Source organism: Pseudomonas entomophila (assembly GCF_013523165.1).
GTDB lineage: Bacteria > Pseudomonadota > Gammaproteobacteria > Pseudomonadales > Pseudomonadaceae > Aquipseudomonas > Aquipseudomonas entomophila_A.
This window is the reverse complement of the sequence record NZ_JAAMQI010000009.1, coordinates 180,411-200,315: the sequence shown is the minus strand read 5'-3', so window position 1 is coordinate 200,315 and position 19,905 is coordinate 180,411. Positions and strand designations below refer to the sequence as shown.

The following is a 19,905-nucleotide window of genomic DNA, read 5'->3' as shown; positions in this document are numbered from 1 at the left end:
GGCGGTGCAGGTAGCCCAGCACTGGTGCTGCATCGAATTCTTTGAGCTGGTGTTCGGCCCAGCGCACGGGCAGCCAGGGGGATGGTTCGAAATGGCCTGGGCCGCGGTTGTTGATGGTTTTCCACAAAGTGGGCAATTGCGATTGCCAGTAGGCGGTGGACATGGTGCTCGGGTCTTCTGAGACTTCAACGCCCTTGGCATTCTCAGCAGCCCTATACCAGTCTGTAAATGCCCTATCCCGATTCCAGTAAAACGCCCATAACTTACCCAGATCCGTGTTTTTGTTCTGATTGTCTTCAGCGTCATGGGTAGCAAATGGGCGAATGTAGCGGTCCACTCGGTCCGAGCGTGTGACCAGTAGGCCGGTCATGCTTTCGTAGATAGTGGGAACCATGTGGCCATTTTGCAGACCCCGCGTACCCGGTTCACGATACGGGTTTCGCGACACGTCACCGTCGTAGCTTGCAATCAGGGCTTGTGGCACCTTTGGGTTGTCATCAAAAAACGCGAACAGCCGTTCGATCATGCCTTGGGCATGGTCCGTGCTTTCATCGTCTTGCCACAGAAACTGGGTAACGCCCAAGGTCGCCGCATTTCGCCCTGCGTTAATTAAACCTGCTGCTCTATATCCTTTTGCATAGGGATCAGGGGGGCCAAGCGCAAATGCCGGGACTGGCCAATACGCTACTGCCTCACCAGCCGAGCTTTTGAACGCGATACGGACTTTGATGCGTGAGGAGTTTTCTCTGGACATCAATGATGAGTCATAGTCCTTCGCATCCTGCGAGTAAATCGAAGCAAAGTTGTCGTTCTTCTTCTCTATAAACTGCCAGATTTTAGACTGGCCGTCTTGGTGCAGTCCGAGACCCACTCCCCGAATCTCCAAGGCGTAGCTCCGCCCCTGAATGGCCTGCTGTTCAGCAATTTTTGCCGCCATCTCTTTTTCATAGGCGGCACTCTTAGCGCTCTCATAGGCCTGAGTGCCGTCTCGCCAGCACATGCCAAAGATCACCAACCAGCCGGCAAACGCTGCAATGCCCCAAGCCAGGGCGGGTTTCAGGCTGCGAAGTGCCATGTCTACGCCACACTCACATTCAGCGCATGGCTGGCCACACCCTGACATCCGCATGCCAGTCTGTGGCCCTGCAGCACTACAGGCTTACCATTCAAGCGACGGCTTAGATGCCCTTCGACGAAGGCGAACACCCCGCCGTGAAGCGGGCAACTGGCCTTGTCGCCCAACACCGCTGGCGTTCTACCGTTGACGGTGTGGGTACCAACCAGTTGGCATGAGGTCACGCTGCCGCCGCTGTTGGTAGGGTCCCCCAGGCAGATAGGAGCCCTCATGCCGGGGGTGGTCCGTTACCGGGAAGCCCATAGATGAACGGATCAGCGCCACGATTCTGCTCGTTCTTCGCCTTGCGTGCCTCAGTGGGTGGGCTGATCATCTGTACGGTGAGGCTGCCATCGCTACCGGCGTACACCACGGCACTGGCGCCGCCATCGAGGTAACTGGCGATGGTGGCCAGATTGATTTCCACCAGCGCGCTGCTGACGCCGGTATTGCCCAGGCGTCGACCGATGTCGTAGCCCTCCTCCACATTGCCCACGTCCAGGCCATGGCCATCGGTGTTTAGGCTGTGCAAGGCGTTGGTCAGGGCGATTTCCGCTTCGGTGTTGTCGGTGGTGTCGTAGAACACGCGTACCGGTTTTTGCCCATCGGGCAAAGTGTCCAGCGCCTTGAGCCAGCCTGCTTGCAAGGCCTTGGCCTGTAAGGCGGGTTTGAGGCGCTGGCCGTTTTCGTCCTGCATCGAGACCTTGATCGGGCGGTGCAGGTAGCCCAGCACTGGTGCTGCATCGAATTCTTTGAGCTGGTGTTCGGCCCAACGCACGGGTAGCCAGGGAGACGGTTTGAAATGGCCCGGGCCGCGGTTGCTGATGGTCTTCCACAAGGTGGGCAGTTGGGATTGCCAGTAGGCGGTGGACATGGTGCTTGGGTCTTCTGAGACTTCAACACCCTTGGCCTTCTCAGCGGCTTTATACCAATCTGTAAATGCCCTATCCCGATCCCAGTAAAACGCCCATAACTTACCCAGATCCGTGTTTTTATTCTGATTGTCTTCGGCGTCATGGGTAGCAAATGGGCGAATGTAGCGATCCACTCGATCCGAGCGCGTGACCAATAGACCGGTCATGCTTTCGTAGACGGTCGGAACCACGTGGCCATTTTGCAGACCCCGCGTGCCCGGTTTACGATACGGGTTTCGCGTCACGTCACCGTCGTAGCTTGCAATCAGGGCTTGTGGCACCTTTGGGTTGTCGTCAAAAAACGTGAACAGCCGTTCGATCATGCCTTGGGCATGGGTCGTGCTTTCATCGTCTTGCCACAGAAACTGGGTAACGCCCAAGGTCGCGGCATTACGCCCTGCATTGATCAGGTCTTCAGCTCTGTACCCTTTTGCATAGGGATCGGGCGGCCCAAGCGCAAAAACCGGGATGGGCCAATACGCCACTGAGTCGCCTGCCGAGTTCTTGAATGCTATACGGACATTGATGTCTCTGGAATTTCGCCTAGATGTCAATGAGGGATTATAGTCTTTCGCATCCTGCGGGTAGATTGAAGAGAAATTGTCGTTCTTGTCCTTTATTAACTGCCAGATTTTGGACTGCCCGTTTCGGTATATTGCTAACCCCGCCCCGCGAATTTCCAGGGCGTAAGTCCGTGCTTGCATGGCCTGCTGCTCAGCCTTTTGGGTCTCTACTTGGCTTCGATAAGTAGCAATCTCTACTTTTTCATTTGCCAGGGCGTTGCCCCACCAATGAATGCCGAAGATTAGCAGGAGCGAGCCGGCGATCGCGGCAACGCCCCAGATTAGGACGGGTTTCATGTCGCGAAGCACTATGTCGGTTTCCTGTGCATTGAGTTGGACAATCCAGATGAAGCAGACCCAGAGCGCAATTAGCATTCCAGCGATGCGCTGATAAGGTTTCAGGTTGGGCCGTGATCTAGAGGAGGGGGAGCCGATCTTCATCGACCAGCGCCTTTTACAGGTGAATTGGCCAACATGGAGGGCGGCGTCAGCGAGACCAATCCTGAAGGTGGGAACACGCCTCGTTCATAATAATAACTGCTGGCAATCACCAATGCTTGAGCTTCCCCACTCAGCAGCGACCAAGCTGGCAGCTCTTTGATTTCCTTGAGGTCCAGTTTATCTATCCTCCAATTTGCAATCGCCACCAACACTTCTCGCATGTCTGGATCATCAAGGCTATGCGCCTGGCCAATCGCAATGTCCATCGCCGTCACCCAGCGTTGATTCTCCGGACTACGCAGAACGGCCGAGTGGTAGCTGTTAGCGTCCATTTCCTTCGGATCTGTGGACAGTCGAGCCTTGATTTCGTTAGGCGTCTCTTCGCGGTAAATGACATATCGATCCGCGCCCATGCCGATAGCACGGCCCGGCAGAGGTCTTATCTGCATCTCTCTAGTCTGATCACCGGGCTCTTTGCTAGCGTTCCACTGGACACGTTCTTTTGTCAGGTTGACTCGGTTACGGATGGTACGCTCTGGGACCCATCTGAACCTGGCACTCGGATTGCCCAGCGCTGCGCAGATGCTCACGTCGTCCGGGCTGTCCAGCCCTGCCTGGGTGGGTGTGCCGGTTACTGCCTCGCCGCCAAACAGCTGTGGCGCATGGGGCGGACTCAAGGGCTCGGCGTTAATCAAACGTTCATGACCGTTTATCATCGGCGCTTGCGAGGCCACGCTGGGAATCGTCCAGCCGCCGGGGTAACGAGGTTCTCCCTCGGCGCGTAGCAGCGTTTGCTGAATGGCTTGACCGACCAGTACTGGCTCGCCATTGCGATGACGCTTTGTCCACATGCGCTGATAGAAGCGCAAGGACTGCAACGCCTTCATTGCCGGCTTGCCATCAGGCAAGGCATTGGGTACACCATAGGTACCGATGCCCTCCATTTTATCCAGCGCAACGGTGGTGTCCTGCGGGCAAAAGTACAGGTACACCTTGCCGCGGTTGTCGCGTTCGGGAAAGACGGTCAGGTTGCCGACCTTGTCCTTGCGGGAGCCTTGCATGGGTGACCACTTGGGACCGGTACGACCGCCATAGGTCTTGCTGTCCCTGAGCGCGGAAAGCGGCGGCTGGGCATGGGGTGCCTGAGTAACCGCGGTAACGATGTTGATCAACGTCGCGAGCGTGTCATGGCCTTTGGGTGTGGCCCTGGGCAGCACACTGTAAGGCGTGTCCACCATGATGATGGTGTCGGCACAGCGCTGGCCCTTGTCGATCAGCATGGCTTGGGCAAGCAGGGTGATCAAGGTGCCTTGGCTGTGGCCCATGATGGTGATGGTTTCATCGGGCGACACACGGCGGATCTCGCTGACCAGCATGGCCAGACGGGCAGCTGCGAACACGAAATAACGCCGGTGTGGTCCCTCTCCCATCCACTGAGTGTTGGGGAGACTAGGTTGTAAGCCATATCGGATGTAATCGTCAAAGCCTGGACCGTACATTTCCAGTAGGTTGTTGGTGGCATTGGTGAAAAAACCGCCGCCCTTGGCAAAGTGCCGGTCCAAACGATTCTCGAAAACATCCTGGTATTGGTCGCGAAGCTTGAACGGGTCATCGTTCTTGTCGCGCCTTATCTCGCCGGGCTCGGCGCGATAGCCCCAATAGAACGGGATCATGAGGCTGCGAGTTTTGGGGTCGTCCGCGTCTCGCTTATAAAGAAACGTATCGGGATCGTCGAGTGTGGCTTCGTGAGCCTGATCGCGCTCCTCAGCCGGCGTATCTTTTGCAGCACTGTAATCAGCCCCATACCGCCCCGCCTTCAGATCAGGCCGATCCAGCCGCTCGTTCACCCCCTGACACAACCCCGTCTCCACCGACTCGTACGAAGCCCCCGGATCGTTCACGCCATGCAGGAAGATCACCACGCCTGGCAGATCGGCAGGCACCTCCAGCTTGCGTTCGCTGTTGAAGTTGGGGACCAGTCGAGTGACGCGTTCGGCCACCGTGTGCTGTTCGCCACTCATTGGTTGCCTCCTGTTCTGCCGGTGCTGCGCAGGGCAGCCACGTGTGCCTGGTGCATCGCTTCGCGCTCGACGTGCTCGGTGAGCCCGTTGGCGTCGGTCAGGCCCTGCACGGTGCTGCCGTCATCGAGCTTGATCTGGTAGGCGTGGTCGACGGCCATGCGCACACTGTCTTCGGCGTGTCCCGGGTAGTGGAAGGCCAGGCGCTGCGCCGCCGGGTCGCGGGTGAAGGCAGGCAACGGGGCGCTGTCGGTACGGGGGCCGACCCAGTCGTGCTCGCTGGCATGGACGGTCACCTTGCCTTGGCTGCCGATTTCGACGCCGCCGCCGATCTTGATGTAACTGCCATCATCGGCCACCAGGCGGAGGGTTGGCGCAGTGATGACCACCTCCCCTTCGGCAGCCGACAGGTGCAGGTTCTTCTGTGCGTTGACGGTGATGTCGTCTTCCTGGGCCTGGACCAGCACCTTGCCGCGGTTGGCGATGGCGCTGATGCCTTCATCCTGGGCGAAGGCACTGATGCCTTTGCCGGCCTGCAGACGCATGGCGGCGCCGCTGGTCAACTGCAGATGGTCCTGGGCGGTGGTGTCGTGGTTGGCACCGGCATAGTGAATTTGCGAGCGAGGGGTGGCACTGGCGATACCGGCCTCGGCCGCAACGGCCATGACGGGCTCGCCCGAGCTGTCGCTGTCGGGCGCTGGCCACTGCTTCAGCGCCTGGCTCAAGGCGTCCATGCCCTCGCCGTCCACCGCTGCCCCACCTCGCGCCGCGGCGGTCTGTCCGAGGCTCTTGAACAGCTCGCCGCACTCGGCCAGCAGCGTGAGCAGTTCCTCACGGTCCAACTGTGCGCCTGTGGCGTCTCGGCGGGCATAGGTGGTCAGCAGCATGCCTTGCGCGGCGCGCAGGGCAATCGCGGCGTCGGTGCGCAATTCGGCACCGTCACCACGGGCATTGGCCTGGCCGTCGGTGCGTGGCTCGGTGAGCTTGCCCAGATTGAGCGCCGTGGCCTGGTGTGTGGTGCCGACGCGGGCACGCAAGGCACCCGGCGTGTCGTCGAACAGCAGCTCGTTGAAACCGCGGCCCTTGTGCTCCTGGGTCTGGATGCCGGAAAGCGCGCGGTTGCCGGGCAGGCCGGAGGCCTTGCTGAAGCGCGGCGGAGTCTGTTCGGCGTTGTACAGTACCGAGGTCACCACAGGGCGATCGATATCGCCTGCCAGGAAGGTGACCAGCACTTCCTGGCCGATACGCGGCACGAACTGATGGCCGAAACCGCTGCCAGCGCTGGGCATCGCCACCCGTACCCAGGTGGTCCCCTGCGGCAGGCTGCCGCTGCGCTGCCAGTGGAAACGGACCTGGATCCGCGCCAGCGCGTCCGTGTAGACCTCTTCACCCTCCGGGCCGACCACGATCGCAGTGAGCGGCCCATTGATGGTCGGGCGCGGCACGGTGATCGGGTGGCGGTAAGGGATGCGTTGGCGAATACAGACGAACTGGTTGTCGTAACCTGCAGGCTCATCGGAGAAATAGTTGTTGCGCCCCTGGTGCTCGATCGACACGAGCAGGAACTGGCGAGCGTCTGCCGGACCCTCATCATGGTCGAAGTGCTGGGTCAGTTCGAAGGTGTAGCCCGCCCGCATGGCCCGGCAATTGCTGGTGCCGCTGAAGGTCTTGGCCTGGACTTCCATGGCCTCCAGGCGACGACGGACCAGCGCCTCGCCCTGCTCGGGCAGGCGATGACTGTAGGCACCGAGCACATCGTACACTTCGTAAGGCGCGACATCGCCCTGCTCGTTGAGGCTGTCCATGTGGATGGGCAGCAGGTTTCTCGGCTGCTTGTAATCGAACGTCTGGATGGCCATCTTGCCCGACTGCACGACCCGGTGGCTGCGCCATTGGGTAATGGCGTCGCTGGTCTCGGTAACGGCGGCGCTGTGGTAGCGGATGCGCGGTTGTTCGGGCAACGCCTGCAGCGCCTGGGATTCATCGGTGATGATCAGGCGGTGCCCGTCCGTGCCGTGATCGAAGTAGAAGAACAGGCCCTCTTGTTCCAGCAGGCGCAACACGAAATCCAGATCGGTTTCGCGATACTGGGTGATGTAGCTGTGGGAAGCGAGCGGCTTGAGCAGGCGAAACTCGAAGGTAGCCAGCGCGCCATAATGCTCGAACACGGTGCGAATGACCGTTTCGATGGTCTGCTCTTGAAAGATCCGCGAATCGACGCGTCGCGTCAGCATCCACAGCCAGGGGCTCAGTGTCGCACTGTAGCGCGCCAGGCCGCCGTCGCTGCCCAGCAGGTTGAACTGGGTGATGTGCCCATGGACAGGGCGTACGCCGCCGTCGGCCAGCTCGATGTCCAGACGGGCCGCTTGGCCGATCAACGACTTGAGTTCGAGCCTGGCGTCCTGGCTGATCAGGGACAGCTCGAAGCTGAACAGCGTGGACAACCCTTCATGACCGCTGAAATGCTCCAGCAGCAGCGTCTGGTCGTCTCGAAAGGGGGTGGTGAGCTTGATCAACCGGCGGTTCTGTGGTGCGAAGATCTTCGTCAAGTCCATGACGATACTGCTCCTTGGTAAAACAAGCTGCGGAACGTATCACAGGCGCCAGAGGCATCAAACCTTGGATTCGTCAGCTTTTGAGAAACTGTGACGGGCGTCCCATCGACAGCAACCGTCTCGTTGCATCGGCAGCATCACCTCAGTCTGGCGCCGTCACTCGGTAGAGCCCTCCTCCCCCAGCGACGAAACCGGCTTGGGCGAACATCACGTAGGGGGTTTTTTGTGGATACCTGCGACGGTCGCGATCCTCGCTTTCGGACGGGTTATCTCCACTGCCTGCCGAGAACTGCAAGAGAAAAAGACCTTCGGTCGATAACGCGCACGTCAGCTGATCAGGCAGTGTCCCACCCTCCGCGCGCATTTCTTTCTCTTTCTCCTCGGGCAGTCCGACCTTCAGCGGTATGCGCACCCATTGGTCTGAGGCGCTATCTTTGGCCATCAGTGCAAAGCCGGCGTCATCTTTCACGACCTTCAGCACTACTTCATCTCGAGGCGGGAAGGTCTCGACGATGCTTTTATCTTCAGGCCTGACGGCAAAACTACCGATGAAGCCATCGCACGTGTAATCGGAGGCCACTGCTAAACCGCTGAACGCGAGTGCGAGCGGCCATGCAATGAATGAAACAAGCGAAAGGCCGATGTTCGCGGTGATAAGGCGAGGTTTCGTACGCATGGAAGTCCTTTTCAAGAGTCGGTTGAAGCCTGGTGGTTCGGTCATGCCGTGCAGATCATGCCGCATTGGCCTGCAAATAGGGTCGGCGTTCTGTACAAAACCCCAAGAAATCCAATCAGTGGTTCCAGTCGCAAGGGCGTTGAGAGACTTCGGTCAGCGGATCCGCAGACCCTTCTCGCAGCGCTTTCACGCTGCGACAGACCACCTGCCCACCCATCCAGCCTGGATGCAAAGCCAGTAACGAAGCCTTCCGTCTTGTAGTAGCGTCACCCCCTCAACGAACGGCCCGGTCCGTCATCGTCAGCCCATGGACCGGGCCATTGCGACCAGGAGGCAACATGCAACCGGTGGTAGGCCAAGACGCACTCGATTCGGCGTTGATCGCGTTCGCGCGGTACAAGATCGGGGAAACGAAATTTTCCGCACTGGAGCGTGCGATGAGTTTCGAGGTCGGCGAGGCGCTTTCCAGAAGCGAATGGGTGCGGTTCTCGATCTCGAAACTGCCGTCCGGGCGTTACCGCATCGCGGACGAGGGAGAGAACGCCATCACGGAGGCGGGCCGCGCGCACCTTGCGGCGCTTCGAGCATCGCAGGATTATCGCGAGACCCAGCCGGCTTCGCATGCCGTGACGCCTTTGCTCACACCTGGACAGGCCTGAGCCATGAAAGGAAGCTGCGCCTGCGGCGCCGTCGCGTATGCGATCGACAGCATCGACATGCCAATCACTCACTGCCACTGCCGCACGTGTCGTAAAACCCACGCCGCTGCGTATGCCACCACGGCAGGCGTATTCAGGCATCACTTCACATGGACGCGTGGCACGGAGGTCCTGAAAGCGTTCGAATCCTCGCCAGGCAAACGCCGATTCTTCTGCGGCCACTGCGGCTCGCACCTGGCAGCCGAGCGGGATGGCGCCGCTGCGATGATCGTACGGGTGGCGACATTGGACGATGCGCCCCCTGCCCGGCCGGCGTTCCATATCTGGACCGCACATGCAGTGGACTGGCTGGACGGTGAGGGTTTGCTCGAGTACCGAGAGTGGCAACCCGATCGCGAGTGTTCGACAGCCTCTTGAATGGCGGCAGGCCCAAGAACGACAAGGTACGTGCTACCCGCGTGCCTTGCGCTCCAAATCCGGTTACAGTAGCGCCCCTTGTTGGGGAGTAGCCTGCCCTTGACCACGGTCAAGGTGCGTTCGTGTCAACATTCTTGGCCACCTGCCATGGCACGAACACCACACGGTTGGCGAGACCAGCGATGCTTCCATGCCCAAGGTCGGGCGTGTGGCGGCGTCGTTGACTCACAGCCCGACCGGATGCCTCACCGTGAGCCTGATTTCCCTTCTCTTCATCGCCCTGGCCATGTCGACGGACGCCTTCGCGGCAGCCATTGGCAAGGGCTCCAGCCTGCACAAACCTACGTGGCGCGAAGCGTTGCGCACGGGGCTGATCTTCGGGGCCATCGAAGCGGTGACCCCGCTCGTCGGCTGGCTCATCGGCCAGGCTGCTGCACGCCATGTCGCGCAATGGGACCACTGGATCGCTTTCGTGCTGCTGGTGGCGCTTGGCTTGCACATGATCTACAACGGTCTCAAGGAGGACGATGCAGACGACGAGAAGCCCACCCAGCATTCGTTCGTCATGCTGGCGCTCACGGCGTTCGCCACCAGCATCGATGCCTTGGCCGTCGGCGTGGGCCTGGCTTTCGTGGAGGTGGACATTCTGGTAGCGGCCGGTGCCATCGGCGTGGCCACGCTGGTAATGGTCACCGCAGGCGTCATGCTGGGTCGCGTGCTGGGTGCGGTGGTCGGCAAGCGGGCCGAGATCGTGGGTGGCGTGGTGCTGATGCTGGTCGGGGCCACCATCCTCTACGAACACCTGTCGACGGCCGCCTGAAACACGCAGCCCCTTGGCGCGCGAACCCTGATCGACGACCATTGTCCGATCGCTGGGCCGCGCGCCGCTTGCTGTCCATACACCAATGCCTCACGCTGCATAGATCGCTAACAGGTACGTTAGCCGACTGGATTCTGGAGCTTCTTCAATGCCTTCTTCCCCCCTTCAGCCTCATGACTACCTGTCCCCCGAAGAGCGTTCCGCGATTGCCGAGATCGAGGCGACGACCAGCATCCTGCGGCTGGTCACCCGATTGACCGGCATGCGCTTCGCCGGAATCGCCAAGTTCACCGACACCGAGTGGATCACCTGCATGGTGCATGACGTGGGCGAGCTGGGGATCGAGGAAGGTGACTGCGAGCCGCTGGAAGTCACGTTGTGCAGCGAGTTCAAGCGCGACCCGCGAGCACTGCTGGTGCCCAAGATCAGCGCGGACGAACGCTTCGCCACCCGGCCCGTGGTCAAGCGCTTCGACCTGGAAAGCTATGCCGGTGTGCCGATCTTCCTGCCGGACGGCCGTTTGTATGGCGCGCTTTGTGCGCTGGATTCCGAGCCTACGCGCTTCGACAACCCGGACCTGGCCGAGACCCTCGACCTGTTCGCTCGCCTTATCGGGTGCATCTTCTTCGCCAACCTCGCGAGCCAGCCGGCCTCGCCGGTCGCACAGCCGGCCTGATGTCGAACCTCCTCGAATCGGGTGATCGAAACCGCCCGATCGACGTCCGAAGTTCAGCGCGAATGACCTGCGGTAGCGATTATTTCGTACCCGACGAACTGCTCCAAAAAAACTGAATCCTGCTCGTGGCGCCTCAGTCAAGAATCATGAACGCAGTCAATCTGACGAGGTAAAAAGCCATGACCATCGAAGCAGAGACACTCGTACAACTGACCGAGGCACTTCAGGAACGCGGCTTGACGCTGATCTCAGACATCCACTTCACACGTGCCCCTTACCGGCACAACAACCGCTGGATCTGCATGGTCGAATACTCGGCCCAGGCATGATTCGCGCGTCACAGCGACAGCTCGTCGCTGGCCCGATGCACCTGGCGCCGCGTCGCCAGGGTGCAGGGGACGCGTAGGGGTACGGCAGCCCAGGTTTTGCTTTATCATGGCAGCAGTTACCAGACAGAGCCTTCCATGAGATTCGCCATCGCGGTTTTTTCCCCCGCCCATGCGCCCTCCTCGCGCCGCGCCCTGCGTTTTGCCGAAGCCGCCCTGGCCGGCGGGCACCAGATCGAGCGCCTGTTCTTCTACCAGGACGGTGTCCATAGCGCCTCGGGCAACATCGTCGCCCCGCAGGACGAACTCGACAGTGCAGCCCAGTGGCGCCAGTTCATCACCGAGCACCGGCTTGACGCCGTGGTGTGCATCGCCGCGGCGCTGCGACGCGGCGTGCTCGATGCCTCGGAAGCCAGCCGCTACCAACGCGATGCCGCCAACCTGCCTGCGCCCTGGGTCCTGTCGGGGCTGGGCCAGCTGCACGAAGCGGCACAGTCGGCCGACCGCCTGATCTGCTTCGGAGGCGACTGAGATGAGCAAATCCCTGTTGATCATCAGCCGCCAGGCCCCTGGGGCCGGCCTGGGTGCACGCGAGGCGCTGGACATTGCCCTGGCAGGCGGCGCCTTCGATCTGCCGCTGGGCATGCTCTTTCTGGACGACGGCGTCTTCCAGCTGCTCGAACGTCAGCAGCCTGCGCAGCTGGAGCAGAAAAGCCTGGCGGCCAACCTCCAGGCGCTGCCTCTGTTCGGCGTCGAACACCTGTACGCATGCGCCGCCAGCCTCGACGCGCGCGGCGTGCCCCAGGATGACTTGGCCTTGCCGGTCGAGACGCTCGATGCCCCAGGCCTGCGTGCCTTGCTTGCCCGCTTCGACCAGGTGATGACCCTATGAGCACCACGTTGCATGTGATCGCCCACTCGCCGTTCGGCGACGAGCGCCTGTCCAGCTGCCTGCGCCTGCTGGGCGCCGAAGATGCCCTGTTGCTGTGCGGCGAGGCCGTCCAGGCCCTGCGCAGCGGCACCGCGCCGTGCACCCTGCTGCGTGACGCCGGGCTGCAGGGCCGGCTGTTCGCCTTGGCCGAAGACCTGGATGCCCGCGACGTAGTGAGCGAGCTGGCCCAGCGCCTCGATTATCCGGGCTTCGTCGACCTCACCCTGCGCCACGACAAGGTCAACACCTGGCTATGAACGTATTGACGCTGAACGACCGCCAGGTGCCCCTGGACCAGGACGGCTTTCTGGTCGACCTGCAAGACTGGTCGCGCGAGGTGGCCGAAGCGCTGGCAGTGAACGAGGGCATGTCGCTGACGCCCGAGCACTGGGAGATCCTCGTGCTGCTGCGCCGCTTCCACGAACAGTACGCGCTGTCCCCGGCCACCCGCCCCCTGGTCAAGTACGTCGCCCTGAACCTGGGCGCGGACAAGGGCAACAGTGCCTACCTCAACCGCCTGTTCAACGGCACCCCTGCCAAACTGGCCGCCAAGCTGGCGGGCCTGCCCAAGCCGACCAACTGCATATGACTTCGATCACTCCGCTTCTCCTCGAGACCCCTGAGGAACACCCCTTCGCGGCCTTCGTGCGCATTCTGGGCAAGGGCAAGCGTGGCGCCCGTGGCCTCTCGCGCGAAGAAGCACGCCAGGCCATGGACATGATCCTGCGTGGCGACGTCGAGGAGGCGCAACTGGGCGCCTTCCTGATGCTGCTGCGGCACAAGGAAGAAACGCCCGAAGAGCTGGCCGGCTTCACCGAGGCGGTGCGCGGTGCGCTCGCGGCGCCTGCCCTGGCCGTGGACCTGGACTGGCCGAGCTACGCTGGCAAACGGCGTCACCTGCCGTGGTACCTGCTGGCAGCCAAATGCCTGGCCGCCAACGGCGTGCGTATCTTCATGCATGGCGCTGGCGCGCACACCGCAGGACGGCTGTACACCGAGCAATTGCTCGACCTGCTGCAGATCCCGCTGTGCCGGGACTGGGCAGCGGTAGAGGCCGCGCTCGACCAGCACGGGCTGGCGTTCCATCCCCTTCAGGACTGGGCGCCTCGCCTGCAGCACCTGATCGACCTGCGCAACGTGCTCGGCCTGCGCTCGCCGGTTCATTCGCTGGCACGTGTCCTCAACCCCTTGAAGGCTCGATGCGCGCTGCAAAGCATCTTCCACCCGGGCTACCAGGCCGTGCACCGCGAAGCCAGTTGCCTGTTGGGCGACCCTGCCATCGTGGTCAAGGGCGACGGCGGTGAGATCGAGATCAACCCGGATGTCGTCAGCCACCTCTATGGCACGACCGATGGCCAGGCGTGGGATGATCAATGGCCTGCCTTGAGCGCACAGCGTCACGTCAAGCCGGCCACCCTCGACCCCAGCGTGCTGTTGGCGGTCTGGCGGGGTGAACGACACGACAGCTACGGCGAACTGGCCGTGATCTCGACCATGGCCCTGGCCCTGCGCGGCCTTGGCCACCCGCAAGAGGCGGCGTTCGCCCAGGCTCGCCAGTATTGGGACGCTCGCACGACGCCAGCCTGAACCACAGGCCATCGGATGAAACCGAACGACCGTCCCCACCTCAGGCTCCAAGCTGGACGAGCCTGACGGAGGAGCCTGGACATGGGCCTGTTGATCGAAGGTCAGTGGCATGACCACTGGTACGAAAACGGTAAGGACGGCGCCTTCCAGCGCGAGGAGGCCCAGCGCCGCGACACCGCGCTGAGCGCCGAAGCCGGACGCTACCACCTGTACGTGTCGCTGGCCTGCCCATGGGCGCACCGCGCGCTCATCCTGCGCAGCCTGAAAGGGCTGGAGCCGATCATCGGTGTGTCGGTGGTCAGTTGGCTGATGGGCGAGCGAGGCTGGACGTTCGACCGCAAGCATGGCTCCAGCGGCGATGCGCTGGACGATCTGCAGTACCTCTACCAACGGTACACCCAGGACGACCCGCGTTATACCGGGCGCGTCACCGTGCCGGTGCTCTGGGACCGACAGGCGCAGCGCATCGTCAACAACGAGTCGGCCGACATCGTACGGCTGTTCAACCAGGCGTTCGATGGGCTGACGGGCAACGACCTGGACCTGTACCCTGCGCCGCTGCAGCCGACCATCGACGCCTTGAATGCGCGCATCTACCCTGCTGTCAACAACGGCGTCTACCGCGCGGGCTTCGCCACGACGCAGCAGGCCTACGAAGAAGCCTTCGATGCGCTGTTCGCCGAACTCGACCAGCTGGAGCAGTTGCTGGGGCAACAGCGCTACCTGGCCGGCGCCTACCTCACCGAGGCCGACGTTCGCCTGTTCACCACGCTGGTGCGGTTCGATGCCGTCTACCACGGGCATTTCAAGTGCAACCTGCGCCGCATCGTCGACTACCCGAACCTGTCCCACTGGCTGCGCGAGCTGTATCAATGGCCCGGCATAGCGGCCACGGTAGACCTGTGGCACATCCAGCATCACTACTACCAGAGCCATGCCACCATCAACCCGACCGGCATCGTGCCCAAGGGGCCGCACTTGGACTTCGAGCGTCCTCACGACCGCGAACGCCTGCCCGGCCAGGGCATCTGGCGGCGTACCCAGGCCTGACGTGAAAACGCCGCGATCCCCTGGCAGGGGTCGCGGCGTTTTCACATGCTGGACGGGTCAGTCGTGCTGTGCGCCTTCGAACCAGGCGAGCTTGTCACGCAACTGCACCACTTCGCCCACGATGACCAAGGTCGGCGCATGCACTTCATGGCGCGCGACCAGGTCAGGCAGGTCAGCCAGGGTGCCGACGAACACCCGCTGGTTGCGCGTCGTCCCTTGCTGGACCAGGGCCGCAGGCGTACTGGCGGCGCGGCCATGGCGGATCAGCTCCGCGCAGATGGTCGGTAACCCTACCAACCCCATGTAGAACACCAGGGTCTGAGCAGGCGCGACCAGGTCGGACCAGGGCAGGTTGCTGCTGCCGTCCTTCAGGTGGCCGGTGATGAAGCGCACCGATTGAGCATGGTCACGGTGCGTCAGGGGGATGCCCGCATAGGACGAGCAGCCGCTGGCTGCCGTGATGCCCGGCACCACCTGGAAGGGAATGCCCTCCTCGGCCAGTTCCTCGATCTCTTCGCCACCACGGCCGAAGATGAACGGGTCGCCCCCCTTGAGCCGCAACACACGCTTGCCCTGACGGGCCAGTTCCACCAGCAGCCGGTTGATCTGTTCCTGCGGCACCGAATGCTCGGCGCGGCGCTTGCCCACGTAGATTCGCTCGGCATCGCGGCGGCACATGTCGATGATGGCGGGCGCCACCAGTCGATCGTAGAGCACCACATCGGCCTGCTGCATCAGGCGCAAGGCGCGGAAGGTCAACAAGTCGGGGTCCCCCGGACCGGCACCGACCAGATAGACCTCGCCTCCCTGCTGCACCGGCACGCCATCGACCATGGCCTGCAGCAACCGCTCGGCCTCGGCGCCCTGCCCGGCCAGCTGGCGCTCGGCGATCGGCCCCTGGAACACGGTCTCCCAGAAGCCGCGGCGCTGGTTGACGTCCGGGTACAACGTCTTGACCTTGTGCCGGAAACGCGCGGCCAGGCCGGCCAGCTCGCCATACGCCGCCGGGATCCAGGCTTCGAGCCGGGCCCTGATCAGCCGCGCCAGCACCGGCGCATCGCCGCCGCTGGAGACGGCCACCACCAGGGGCGAGCGGTCGACGATGGCCGGGAAGATCACCGTGCACAAGGCCGGCGCATCCACCACGTTGACTGGCAGGCTGCGCAGCTGGGCGTCGGCCGACACCTGGGCGTTGAGGCCCGGGTCATCGGTGGCGGCGATGACCAGGCGACAGCCGTCCAGGTCGCTGGCCTGATAACCGCGCACCTGGACCTCGCCACCGCCCTCGCGCGCCATGGCCGCCAGTTGCCCGTCGACCTCCGGCGCCACCACGCGCAGCGCGGCGCCGGCATCGGCCAGCAGGCGGGCCTTGCGCAGCGCGATTTCGCCACCACCGACCACCAGCACCTGGGCGCCGTGCAGCTTGTGGAACAGAGGCAGGTAATCCATTTAGCGGATGACCTCGACGCCGCCCATGTACGGCTTGAGCACCTCGGGCACCCGGATCGAGCCGTCGGCCTGCTGGTAGTTCTCCAGCACGGCGACCAGGGTACGGCCGACGGCCAGACCCGAACCGTTGAGGGTGTGCACCAGTTCCGGCTTGCCGGTTTCCGGGTTGCGCCAGCGGGCCTGCATGCGACGCGCCTGGAAGTCGCCGCAGTTGGAGCAGGAGCTGATCTCGCGGTACTTGTCCTGGCTCGGCACCCAGACTTCGAGGTCGTAGGTCTTGACCGCGCTGAAGCCCATGTCGCCCGTGCACAACGCCAGCACGCGGTACGGCAGCTCCAGGGCCTGCAGCACGCGCTCGGCATTGGCGGTCAGGCTTTCCAGCGCGTCCATGGACGCGGACGGCTCCACCACCTGGACCATCTCGACCTTGTCGAACTGGTGCTGGCGGATCATGCCACGGGTGTCACGCCCGGACGCACCGGCCTCGCTGCGGAAGCACGGCGTGTGGGCGACGAACTTGACCGGCAGCTGCTTGGCCTCGAGGATCGAGTCGGCCACCAGGTTGGTCAGCGACACTTCAGCGGTCGGAATCAGGTAGAAATCAGCTTCGCCTTCGCGGCTGATCTTGAACAGGTCTTCCTCGAACTTCGGCAGCTGGCCGGTGCCCTGCAAGGCCGGGGCCTGCACCAGGTAAGGCGTGTAGGCCTCCTCGTAGCCGTGCTCGGCGGTGTGCAGGTTGATCATGAATTGCGCCAGGGCGCGGTGCAGCCGCGCGATCGGGCCACGCAGCACGGCGAAGCGGGCACCGGACAGCTTGGCGGCGGCCTCGAAGTCCAGCTTGCCGCTCAGCTCGCCCAGGGCCACGTGGTCCTGGATCGGGAAGTCGAACTGGCGCGGGGTGCCCCAGCGGCGCACTTCGACGTTCTCGTCTTCATCGGCACCAACCGGCACGCTGGCGTCCGGCAGGTTGGGGATCGTCAGCAAGATGGCATCGAGCTCGGCCTGGATCTGCTCCAGCTCGACCTTGCCGGCGGCCAGTTCGGCAGCCATGCGGTCGACGTCGGCCTTCAGCGGTTCGATGTCTTCACCCTTGGCCTTGGCCTGACCGATGGACTTGGAAATACGGTTGCGGTCGGCCTGCAGCTGTTCGGTACGCGTCTGTACCGACTTGCGGCGCTCTTCCAGTGACTCGATGCGCGCGACATCCAGGGTGAAGCCACGGGAGGCCAGGCGACCTGCCACTTCCTGAAGTTGGCCACGTAGCAGTTTGGAATCGAGCATATCGTTCTCTCGTTATAGGTGTGTGTTGTTCAGATTCGGGTCAGGGACAGGCCCGCCCATGTGGCGAGCAGCCCGCCGAGGACGCTGGCCGCAGCATACCCGAAGGCCAGGGGCGCCTGCCCGTTTTCGAGCAGTCGGATCGTGTCCAGGGAAAAGGACGAAAACGTGGTCAGGCCACCGACGAAGCCGACCAGCAGGCCAATGCGCACTTCAGGCGGCACGCTGGGCCGGGTCAGAAACAGGCCATAGAGGACGCCGATGATCAGGCAGCCGACGAGGTTCACGGCCAAGGTGGCCAGGTAATAGTGCCGAGGGTGATGGGCGCTGACCCAGTGGCCCATGGCGAAACGCAGCAGCGTGCCGATGACGCCGGCCAGGCTCACCGAGGCGATCGTGCCGATCATGTGGGCCTCCGGCGTACGGGGCTGTGCTGATCGAGTTCGGCCAGGTGGCGCAGCTTCTCGCCGATCTTCAGCTCGAGGCCGCGTGGCACAGGCTGGTAGTAGGCGCGGGGCGCAAGCGCCTCGGGGAAGTAGTCCTCGCCCGCCGCATAGCCCTCGGGCTCGTCGTGGGCATAGCGGTAGTCGTCGCCATAGCCCAGCTGCTTCATCAGTTTGGTCGGTGCGTTGCGTAGGTGCAGCGGCACGTCCAGCGAACCGTGCTCGGCGGCCTCGCGCATGGCACGCTTGAAGCCCATGTACACGGCGTTGCTCTTCGGCGCGCAGGCCAGGTAGGTGATGGCCTGGGCCACCGCCAGTTCACCCTCGGGGCTGCCCAGACGCTCCTGCACGTCCCAGGCCGCCAGGCACAGGTTCAGCGCTCGCGGGTCGGCGTTGCCGATGTCCTCGCTGGCCATGCGCACCACGCGCCGGGCGATGTACAGGGGGTCGCAGCCACCGTCGAGCATGCGGGCGTACCAGTACAGCGCCGCGTCCGGGTTGGAGCCGCGCACCGACTTGTGCAACGCGGAAATCTGGTCGTAGAAGGCTTCGCCGCCCTTGTCGAAGCGACGGCGGCTGTCACCGAGCAGGCTCTGCAGCAAGTCCACACCGATGTCGCCCCCGTCCTCGGCCAGGTCGGAGGCGTTTTCGAGGAAGTTCAGCATCCGGCGACCGTCGCCATCGGCCGCCGCCACCAGCATCTTGAAGGCTTCGTCGCCAACCGTCAGGCCGCGCTTGCCCAGGCCACGCGCCTCGCTGAGTGCACGGTCGACCAGCTTGCGCAGGGCTGGCTCGTCCAGGCTCTTGAGCACGTACACCCGCGCCCGCGAAAGCAGCGCGTTGTTCAGCTCGAAGGAAGGGTTCTCGGTGGTGGCGCCGATGAACAGCAAGGTGCCGTCTTCCACGTAGGGCAGAAAGGCATCTTGCTGCGACTTGTTGAACCGGTGCACCTCATCTACGAACAGGATCGTGCGCCGCCCGTATTGCCCCGCCTGCTGCCGCGCGACCTCCACCGCCTGGCGGATTTCCTTCACGCCCGCCAGCACCGCCGACACCGTTTCGAAATGCGCATCGCAGAACTTCGCCAGCAGCCGCGCCAGGGTGGTCTTGCCGACACCTGGCGGACCCCAGAAGATCATCGAGTGGAGGGCGCCCTGCTCCAAGGCCTCGCGCAGCGGCTTGCCACGCGCCAGCAGGTGTTCCTGACCGACGTACTCGTCCAGGTTGGAAGGCCGCAGGCGCGCGGCCAGGGGCTGGGCGACAGGTTCGCTTCGAAACAGGTCCATACGGGCAACGACAGCCTCTATTCCTGGATCACGTCAGCGCCAGCCGGGATCTTGAACTGGAACTTGCCTGCCGCGACCGATTGGTTGGCCTTCACCCCGTTGAACAGGATGTTGGTGCGCTGACCGACGCTGTCGATCAGTTGCATGTCGTTGATCAGGCCACGGCGGAACGACACGCGCAGCGAGTCGAACAGGGTGTCCTTGGTCTTGGGCGTGAGGGTGAAGTCCATGACCTCGCCCTGTTCCTTGGACGCGATGTCGAAGCTCTGGCTGATCTTGGACACGTCGCCCGAGAGCAGCAGCGCAGGTGTCTGGCTCAGGCGCACGTCGAGCTTCTTGACCGTGGCCTGCTCGAGGTCCGGGTCCCAGAGGGTGACTTTCTGGCCATCGGAGACCACCACCTGCTCCTGCGGCGCGTCGGTGTGCCAGTAGAACAGGCCAGGCCGCTTGACGGCCATCTGCCCTGTGGTTTCCTGCAGGCTGGTGCCGCTGGCATCCAGGGTCAGTTGCGAGAAGCCCGCCTCGAGGGTCTGGGACTTCTCCAGCAGCTGGGTCAGCCGCGCCACGTCTTTGTCATCGGCATGGGCCGGCAGGGTCGCCAGGGCCAGGGCAGAAACCAACAGCATGCGAATTGCGCGCATGGGAATCCTCATCGAACGGTGAGTGGGCCGGTCGGCCAGGGGGCAGACCGGCGGGGTGTTC

Annotated in this window: 22 protein-coding genes and 1 riboswitch; of the genes, 11 read left to right on the top strand and 11 right to left on the bottom strand. The window is 63.0% G+C overall.

The annotated features are described in order from the left end of the window. The 6 genes from G7Z99_RS10130 to G7Z99_RS10105 form a co-directional block, all read right to left on the bottom strand. The coding region (locus tag G7Z99_RS10130) for a type VI lipase adapter Tla3 domain-containing protein (protein WP_181093563.1) at nt 1-1,075 on the bottom strand (1,075 nt) is incomplete at its 3' end. 2 nt (nt 1,076-1,077) lie between these two features. After that, nucleotides 1,078-1,347, bottom strand: coding sequence for a PAAR domain-containing protein (locus G7Z99_RS10125; RefSeq protein ID WP_181093562.1), 270 nt, complete (start codon nt 1,345-1,347; stop codon nt 1,078-1,080). After that, nucleotides 1,344-3,032, bottom strand: coding sequence for a type VI lipase adapter Tla3 domain-containing protein (locus G7Z99_RS10120; RefSeq protein ID WP_181093561.1), 1,689 nt, complete (start codon nt 3,030-3,032; stop codon nt 1,344-1,346). The genes G7Z99_RS10125 and G7Z99_RS10120 overlap by 4 nt, the downstream gene beginning before the upstream one ends. Further along, on the bottom strand, nt 3,029-5,053 hold the full coding sequence (locus G7Z99_RS10115; RefSeq protein WP_181093560.1) for a T6SS effector phospholipase Tle3 domain-containing protein: 2,025 nt from the start codon (nt 5,051-5,053) through the stop codon (nt 3,029-3,031). The genes G7Z99_RS10120 and G7Z99_RS10115 overlap by 4 nt, the downstream gene beginning before the upstream one ends. Next, a complete protein-coding gene (locus G7Z99_RS10110) occupies nt 5,050-7,611 on the bottom strand; it encodes a type VI secretion system Vgr family protein (RefSeq protein ID WP_181093571.1) in 2,562 nt (853 codons plus the stop codon). The genes G7Z99_RS10115 and G7Z99_RS10110 overlap by 4 nt, the downstream gene beginning before the upstream one ends. 136 nt (nt 7,612-7,747) lie before the next feature. Then, nucleotides 7,748-8,281 (bottom strand): hypothetical protein, encoded by a 534-nt coding sequence (locus G7Z99_RS10105; RefSeq protein ID WP_181093559.1) that lies wholly within the window; start codon nt 8,279-8,281, stop codon nt 7,748-7,750. Nucleotides 8,282-8,619: 338 nt separating this feature from the next. Between G7Z99_RS10105 and G7Z99_RS10100 the strand changes: the two genes are divergently transcribed. The 11 genes from G7Z99_RS10100 to G7Z99_RS10050 all read left to right on the top strand — a co-directional run bounded on the left by G7Z99_RS10100 (nt 8,620) and on the right by G7Z99_RS10050 (nt 14,747). Next, complete coding sequence (locus G7Z99_RS10100; protein ID WP_258196998.1) at nt 8,620-8,940, top strand: hypothetical protein; 321 nt, start codon at nt 8,620-8,622, stop codon at nt 8,938-8,940. Nucleotides 8,941-8,943: 3 nt separating this feature from the next. Next, nucleotides 8,944-9,357, top strand: coding sequence for a GFA family protein (locus tag G7Z99_RS10095; protein ID WP_181093558.1), 414 nt, complete (start codon nt 8,944-8,946; stop codon nt 9,355-9,357). Nucleotides 9,358-9,431: 74 nt separating this feature from the next. Beyond that, nucleotides 9,432-9,570: riboswitch (yybP-ykoY riboswitch) on the top strand. 37 nt (nt 9,571-9,607) lie between these two features. Continuing rightward, nucleotides 9,608-10,177 carry a manganese efflux pump MntP gene (mntP, locus tag G7Z99_RS10090; RefSeq protein WP_181093557.1) on the top strand — a complete coding sequence of 190 codons (570 nt, stop codon included), beginning with the start codon at nt 9,608-9,610 and terminating at the stop codon, nt 10,175-10,177. Nucleotides 10,178-10,325: 148 nt separating this feature from the next. Next, nucleotides 10,326-10,853, top strand: coding sequence for a GAF domain-containing protein (locus G7Z99_RS10085; protein WP_181093556.1), 528 nt, complete (start codon nt 10,326-10,328; stop codon nt 10,851-10,853). Between the two features lie 179 nt (nt 10,854-11,032). Further along, the gene (locus G7Z99_RS10080; RefSeq protein WP_181093555.1) at nt 11,033-11,182 is read left to right on the top strand and encodes a hypothetical protein; all 150 of its coding nucleotides are present in this window, start codon (nt 11,033-11,035) and stop codon (nt 11,180-11,182) included. Nucleotides 11,183-11,317: 135 nt separating this feature from the next. Beyond that, nucleotides 11,318-11,710, top strand: a complete 393-nt coding sequence (tusD, locus tag G7Z99_RS10075; protein WP_181093554.1) for a sulfurtransferase complex subunit TusD — start codon at nt 11,318-11,320, stop codon at nt 11,708-11,710. A 1-nt stretch (nt 11,711) separates the two neighbouring features. After that, nucleotides 11,712-12,071 carry a sulfurtransferase complex subunit TusC gene (gene tusC, locus G7Z99_RS10070; protein ID WP_181093553.1) on the top strand — a complete coding sequence of 120 codons (360 nt, stop codon included), beginning with the start codon at nt 11,712-11,714 and terminating at the stop codon, nt 12,069-12,071. Further along, nucleotides 12,068-12,367: a sulfurtransferase complex subunit TusB gene (gene tusB / locus G7Z99_RS10065; RefSeq protein WP_181093552.1), complete on the top strand. Its 300-nt coding sequence runs from the start codon at nt 12,068-12,070 to the stop codon at nt 12,365-12,367. The genes tusC and tusB overlap by 4 nt, the downstream gene beginning before the upstream one ends. Beyond that, nucleotides 12,364-12,699 carry a TusE/DsrC/DsvC family sulfur relay protein gene (locus G7Z99_RS10060; protein WP_181093551.1) on the top strand — a complete coding sequence of 112 codons (336 nt, stop codon included), beginning with the start codon at nt 12,364-12,366 and terminating at the stop codon, nt 12,697-12,699. Before tusB ends, G7Z99_RS10060 begins: the two co-directional genes overlap by 4 nt. Further along, a complete protein-coding gene (locus G7Z99_RS10055) occupies nt 12,696-13,697 on the top strand; it encodes a glycosyl transferase family protein (protein ID WP_181093550.1) in 1,002 nt (333 codons plus the stop codon). Before G7Z99_RS10060 ends, G7Z99_RS10055 begins: the two co-directional genes overlap by 4 nt. 81 nt (nt 13,698-13,778) lie before the next feature. Beyond that, nucleotides 13,779-14,747 carry a glutathione S-transferase family protein gene (locus G7Z99_RS10050; protein ID WP_181093549.1) on the top strand — a complete coding sequence of 323 codons (969 nt, stop codon included), beginning with the start codon at nt 13,779-13,781 and terminating at the stop codon, nt 14,745-14,747. 57 nt (nt 14,748-14,804) lie between these two features. On the opposite strand, the gene cysG is transcribed toward G7Z99_RS10050, so the two are convergent. Genes cysG through lolA form a run of 5 tightly spaced genes read right to left on the bottom strand, consistent with a single transcriptional unit; the run spans nt 14,805 to nt 19,844 of the window. After that, complete coding sequence (gene cysG / locus G7Z99_RS10045) at nt 14,805-16,196, bottom strand: siroheme synthase CysG (protein ID WP_181093548.1); 1,392 nt, start codon at nt 16,194-16,196, stop codon at nt 14,805-14,807. Further along, the gene (gene serS, locus G7Z99_RS10040) at nt 16,197-17,477 is read right to left on the bottom strand and encodes a serine--tRNA ligase (protein WP_181093547.1); all 1,281 of its coding nucleotides are present in this window, start codon (nt 17,475-17,477) and stop codon (nt 16,197-16,199) included. It lies immediately after the preceding gene. A gap of 29 nt (nt 17,478-17,506) precedes the next feature. Continuing rightward, nucleotides 17,507-17,881: a fluoride efflux transporter CrcB gene (crcB, locus tag G7Z99_RS10035; protein WP_181093546.1), complete on the bottom strand. Its 375-nt coding sequence runs from the start codon at nt 17,879-17,881 to the stop codon at nt 17,507-17,509. Next, entirely contained in the window at nt 17,878-19,203 is a 1,326-nt protein-coding gene (locus tag G7Z99_RS10030; RefSeq protein ID WP_181093545.1) for a replication-associated recombination protein A, read from the bottom strand. The genes crcB and G7Z99_RS10030 overlap by 4 nt, the downstream gene beginning before the upstream one ends. Nucleotides 19,204-19,220: 17 nt before the next feature. Next, entirely contained in the window at nt 19,221-19,844 is a 624-nt protein-coding gene (gene lolA / locus G7Z99_RS10025) for an outer membrane lipoprotein chaperone LolA (protein WP_181093544.1), read from the bottom strand. Between the last annotated feature and the right edge of the window lie 61 nt (nt 19,845-19,905).

Excerpts from the sequence above, each read along its gene's own strand:
- serS (WP_181093547.1), bottom strand. The coding sequence starts at position 17,477 with ATGCTCGATTCCAAACTGCTACGTGGCCAACTTCAGGAAGTGGCAGGT.
- cysG (WP_181093548.1), bottom strand. The coding sequence starts at position 16,196 with ATGGATTACCTGCCTCTGTTCCACAAGCTGCACGGCGCCCAGGTGCTG.
- G7Z99_RS10030 (WP_181093545.1), bottom strand. The coding sequence starts at position 19,203 with ATGGACCTGTTTCGAAGCGAACCTGTCGCCCAGCCCCTGGCCGCGCGC.
- G7Z99_RS10085 (WP_181093556.1), top strand. The coding sequence starts at position 10,326 with ATGCCTTCTTCCCCCCTTCAGCCTCATGACTACCTGTCCCCCGAAGAG.
- tusB (WP_181093552.1), top strand. The coding sequence starts at position 12,068 with ATGAGCACCACGTTGCATGTGATCGCCCACTCGCCGTTCGGCGACGAG.
- lolA (WP_181093544.1), bottom strand. The coding sequence starts at position 19,844 with ATGCGCGCAATTCGCATGCTGTTGGTTTCTGCCCTGGCCCTGGCGACC.
- G7Z99_RS10120 (WP_181093561.1), bottom strand. The coding sequence starts at position 3,032 with ATGAAGATCGGCTCCCCCTCCTCTAGATCACGGCCCAACCTGAAACCT.
- tusC (WP_181093553.1), top strand. The coding sequence starts at position 11,712 with ATGAGCAAATCCCTGTTGATCATCAGCCGCCAGGCCCCTGGGGCCGGC.
- G7Z99_RS10055 (WP_181093550.1), top strand. The coding sequence starts at position 12,696 with ATGACTTCGATCACTCCGCTTCTCCTCGAGACCCCTGAGGAACACCCC.
- G7Z99_RS10095 (WP_181093558.1), top strand. The coding sequence starts at position 8,944 with ATGAAAGGAAGCTGCGCCTGCGGCGCCGTCGCGTATGCGATCGACAGC.
- tusD (WP_181093554.1), top strand. The coding sequence starts at position 11,318 with ATGAGATTCGCCATCGCGGTTTTTTCCCCCGCCCATGCGCCCTCCTCG.
- G7Z99_RS10115 (WP_181093560.1), bottom strand. The coding sequence starts at position 5,053 with ATGAGTGGCGAACAGCACACGGTGGCCGAACGCGTCACTCGACTGGTC.
- G7Z99_RS10100 (WP_258196998.1), top strand. The coding sequence starts at position 8,620 with ATGCAACCGGTGGTAGGCCAAGACGCACTCGATTCGGCGTTGATCGCG.
- G7Z99_RS10050 (WP_181093549.1), top strand. The coding sequence starts at position 13,779 with ATGGGCCTGTTGATCGAAGGTCAGTGGCATGACCACTGGTACGAAAAC.
- crcB (WP_181093546.1), bottom strand. The coding sequence starts at position 17,881 with ATGATCGGCACGATCGCCTCGGTGAGCCTGGCCGGCGTCATCGGCACG.
- G7Z99_RS10105 (WP_181093559.1), bottom strand. The coding sequence starts at position 8,281 with ATGCGTACGAAACCTCGCCTTATCACCGCGAACATCGGCCTTTCGCTT.
- G7Z99_RS10060 (WP_181093551.1), top strand. The coding sequence starts at position 12,364 with ATGAACGTATTGACGCTGAACGACCGCCAGGTGCCCCTGGACCAGGAC.
- G7Z99_RS10080 (WP_181093555.1), top strand. The coding sequence starts at position 11,033 with ATGACCATCGAAGCAGAGACACTCGTACAACTGACCGAGGCACTTCAG.
- G7Z99_RS10125 (WP_181093562.1), bottom strand. The coding sequence starts at position 1,347 with ATGAGGGCTCCTATCTGCCTGGGGGACCCTACCAACAGCGGCGGCAGC.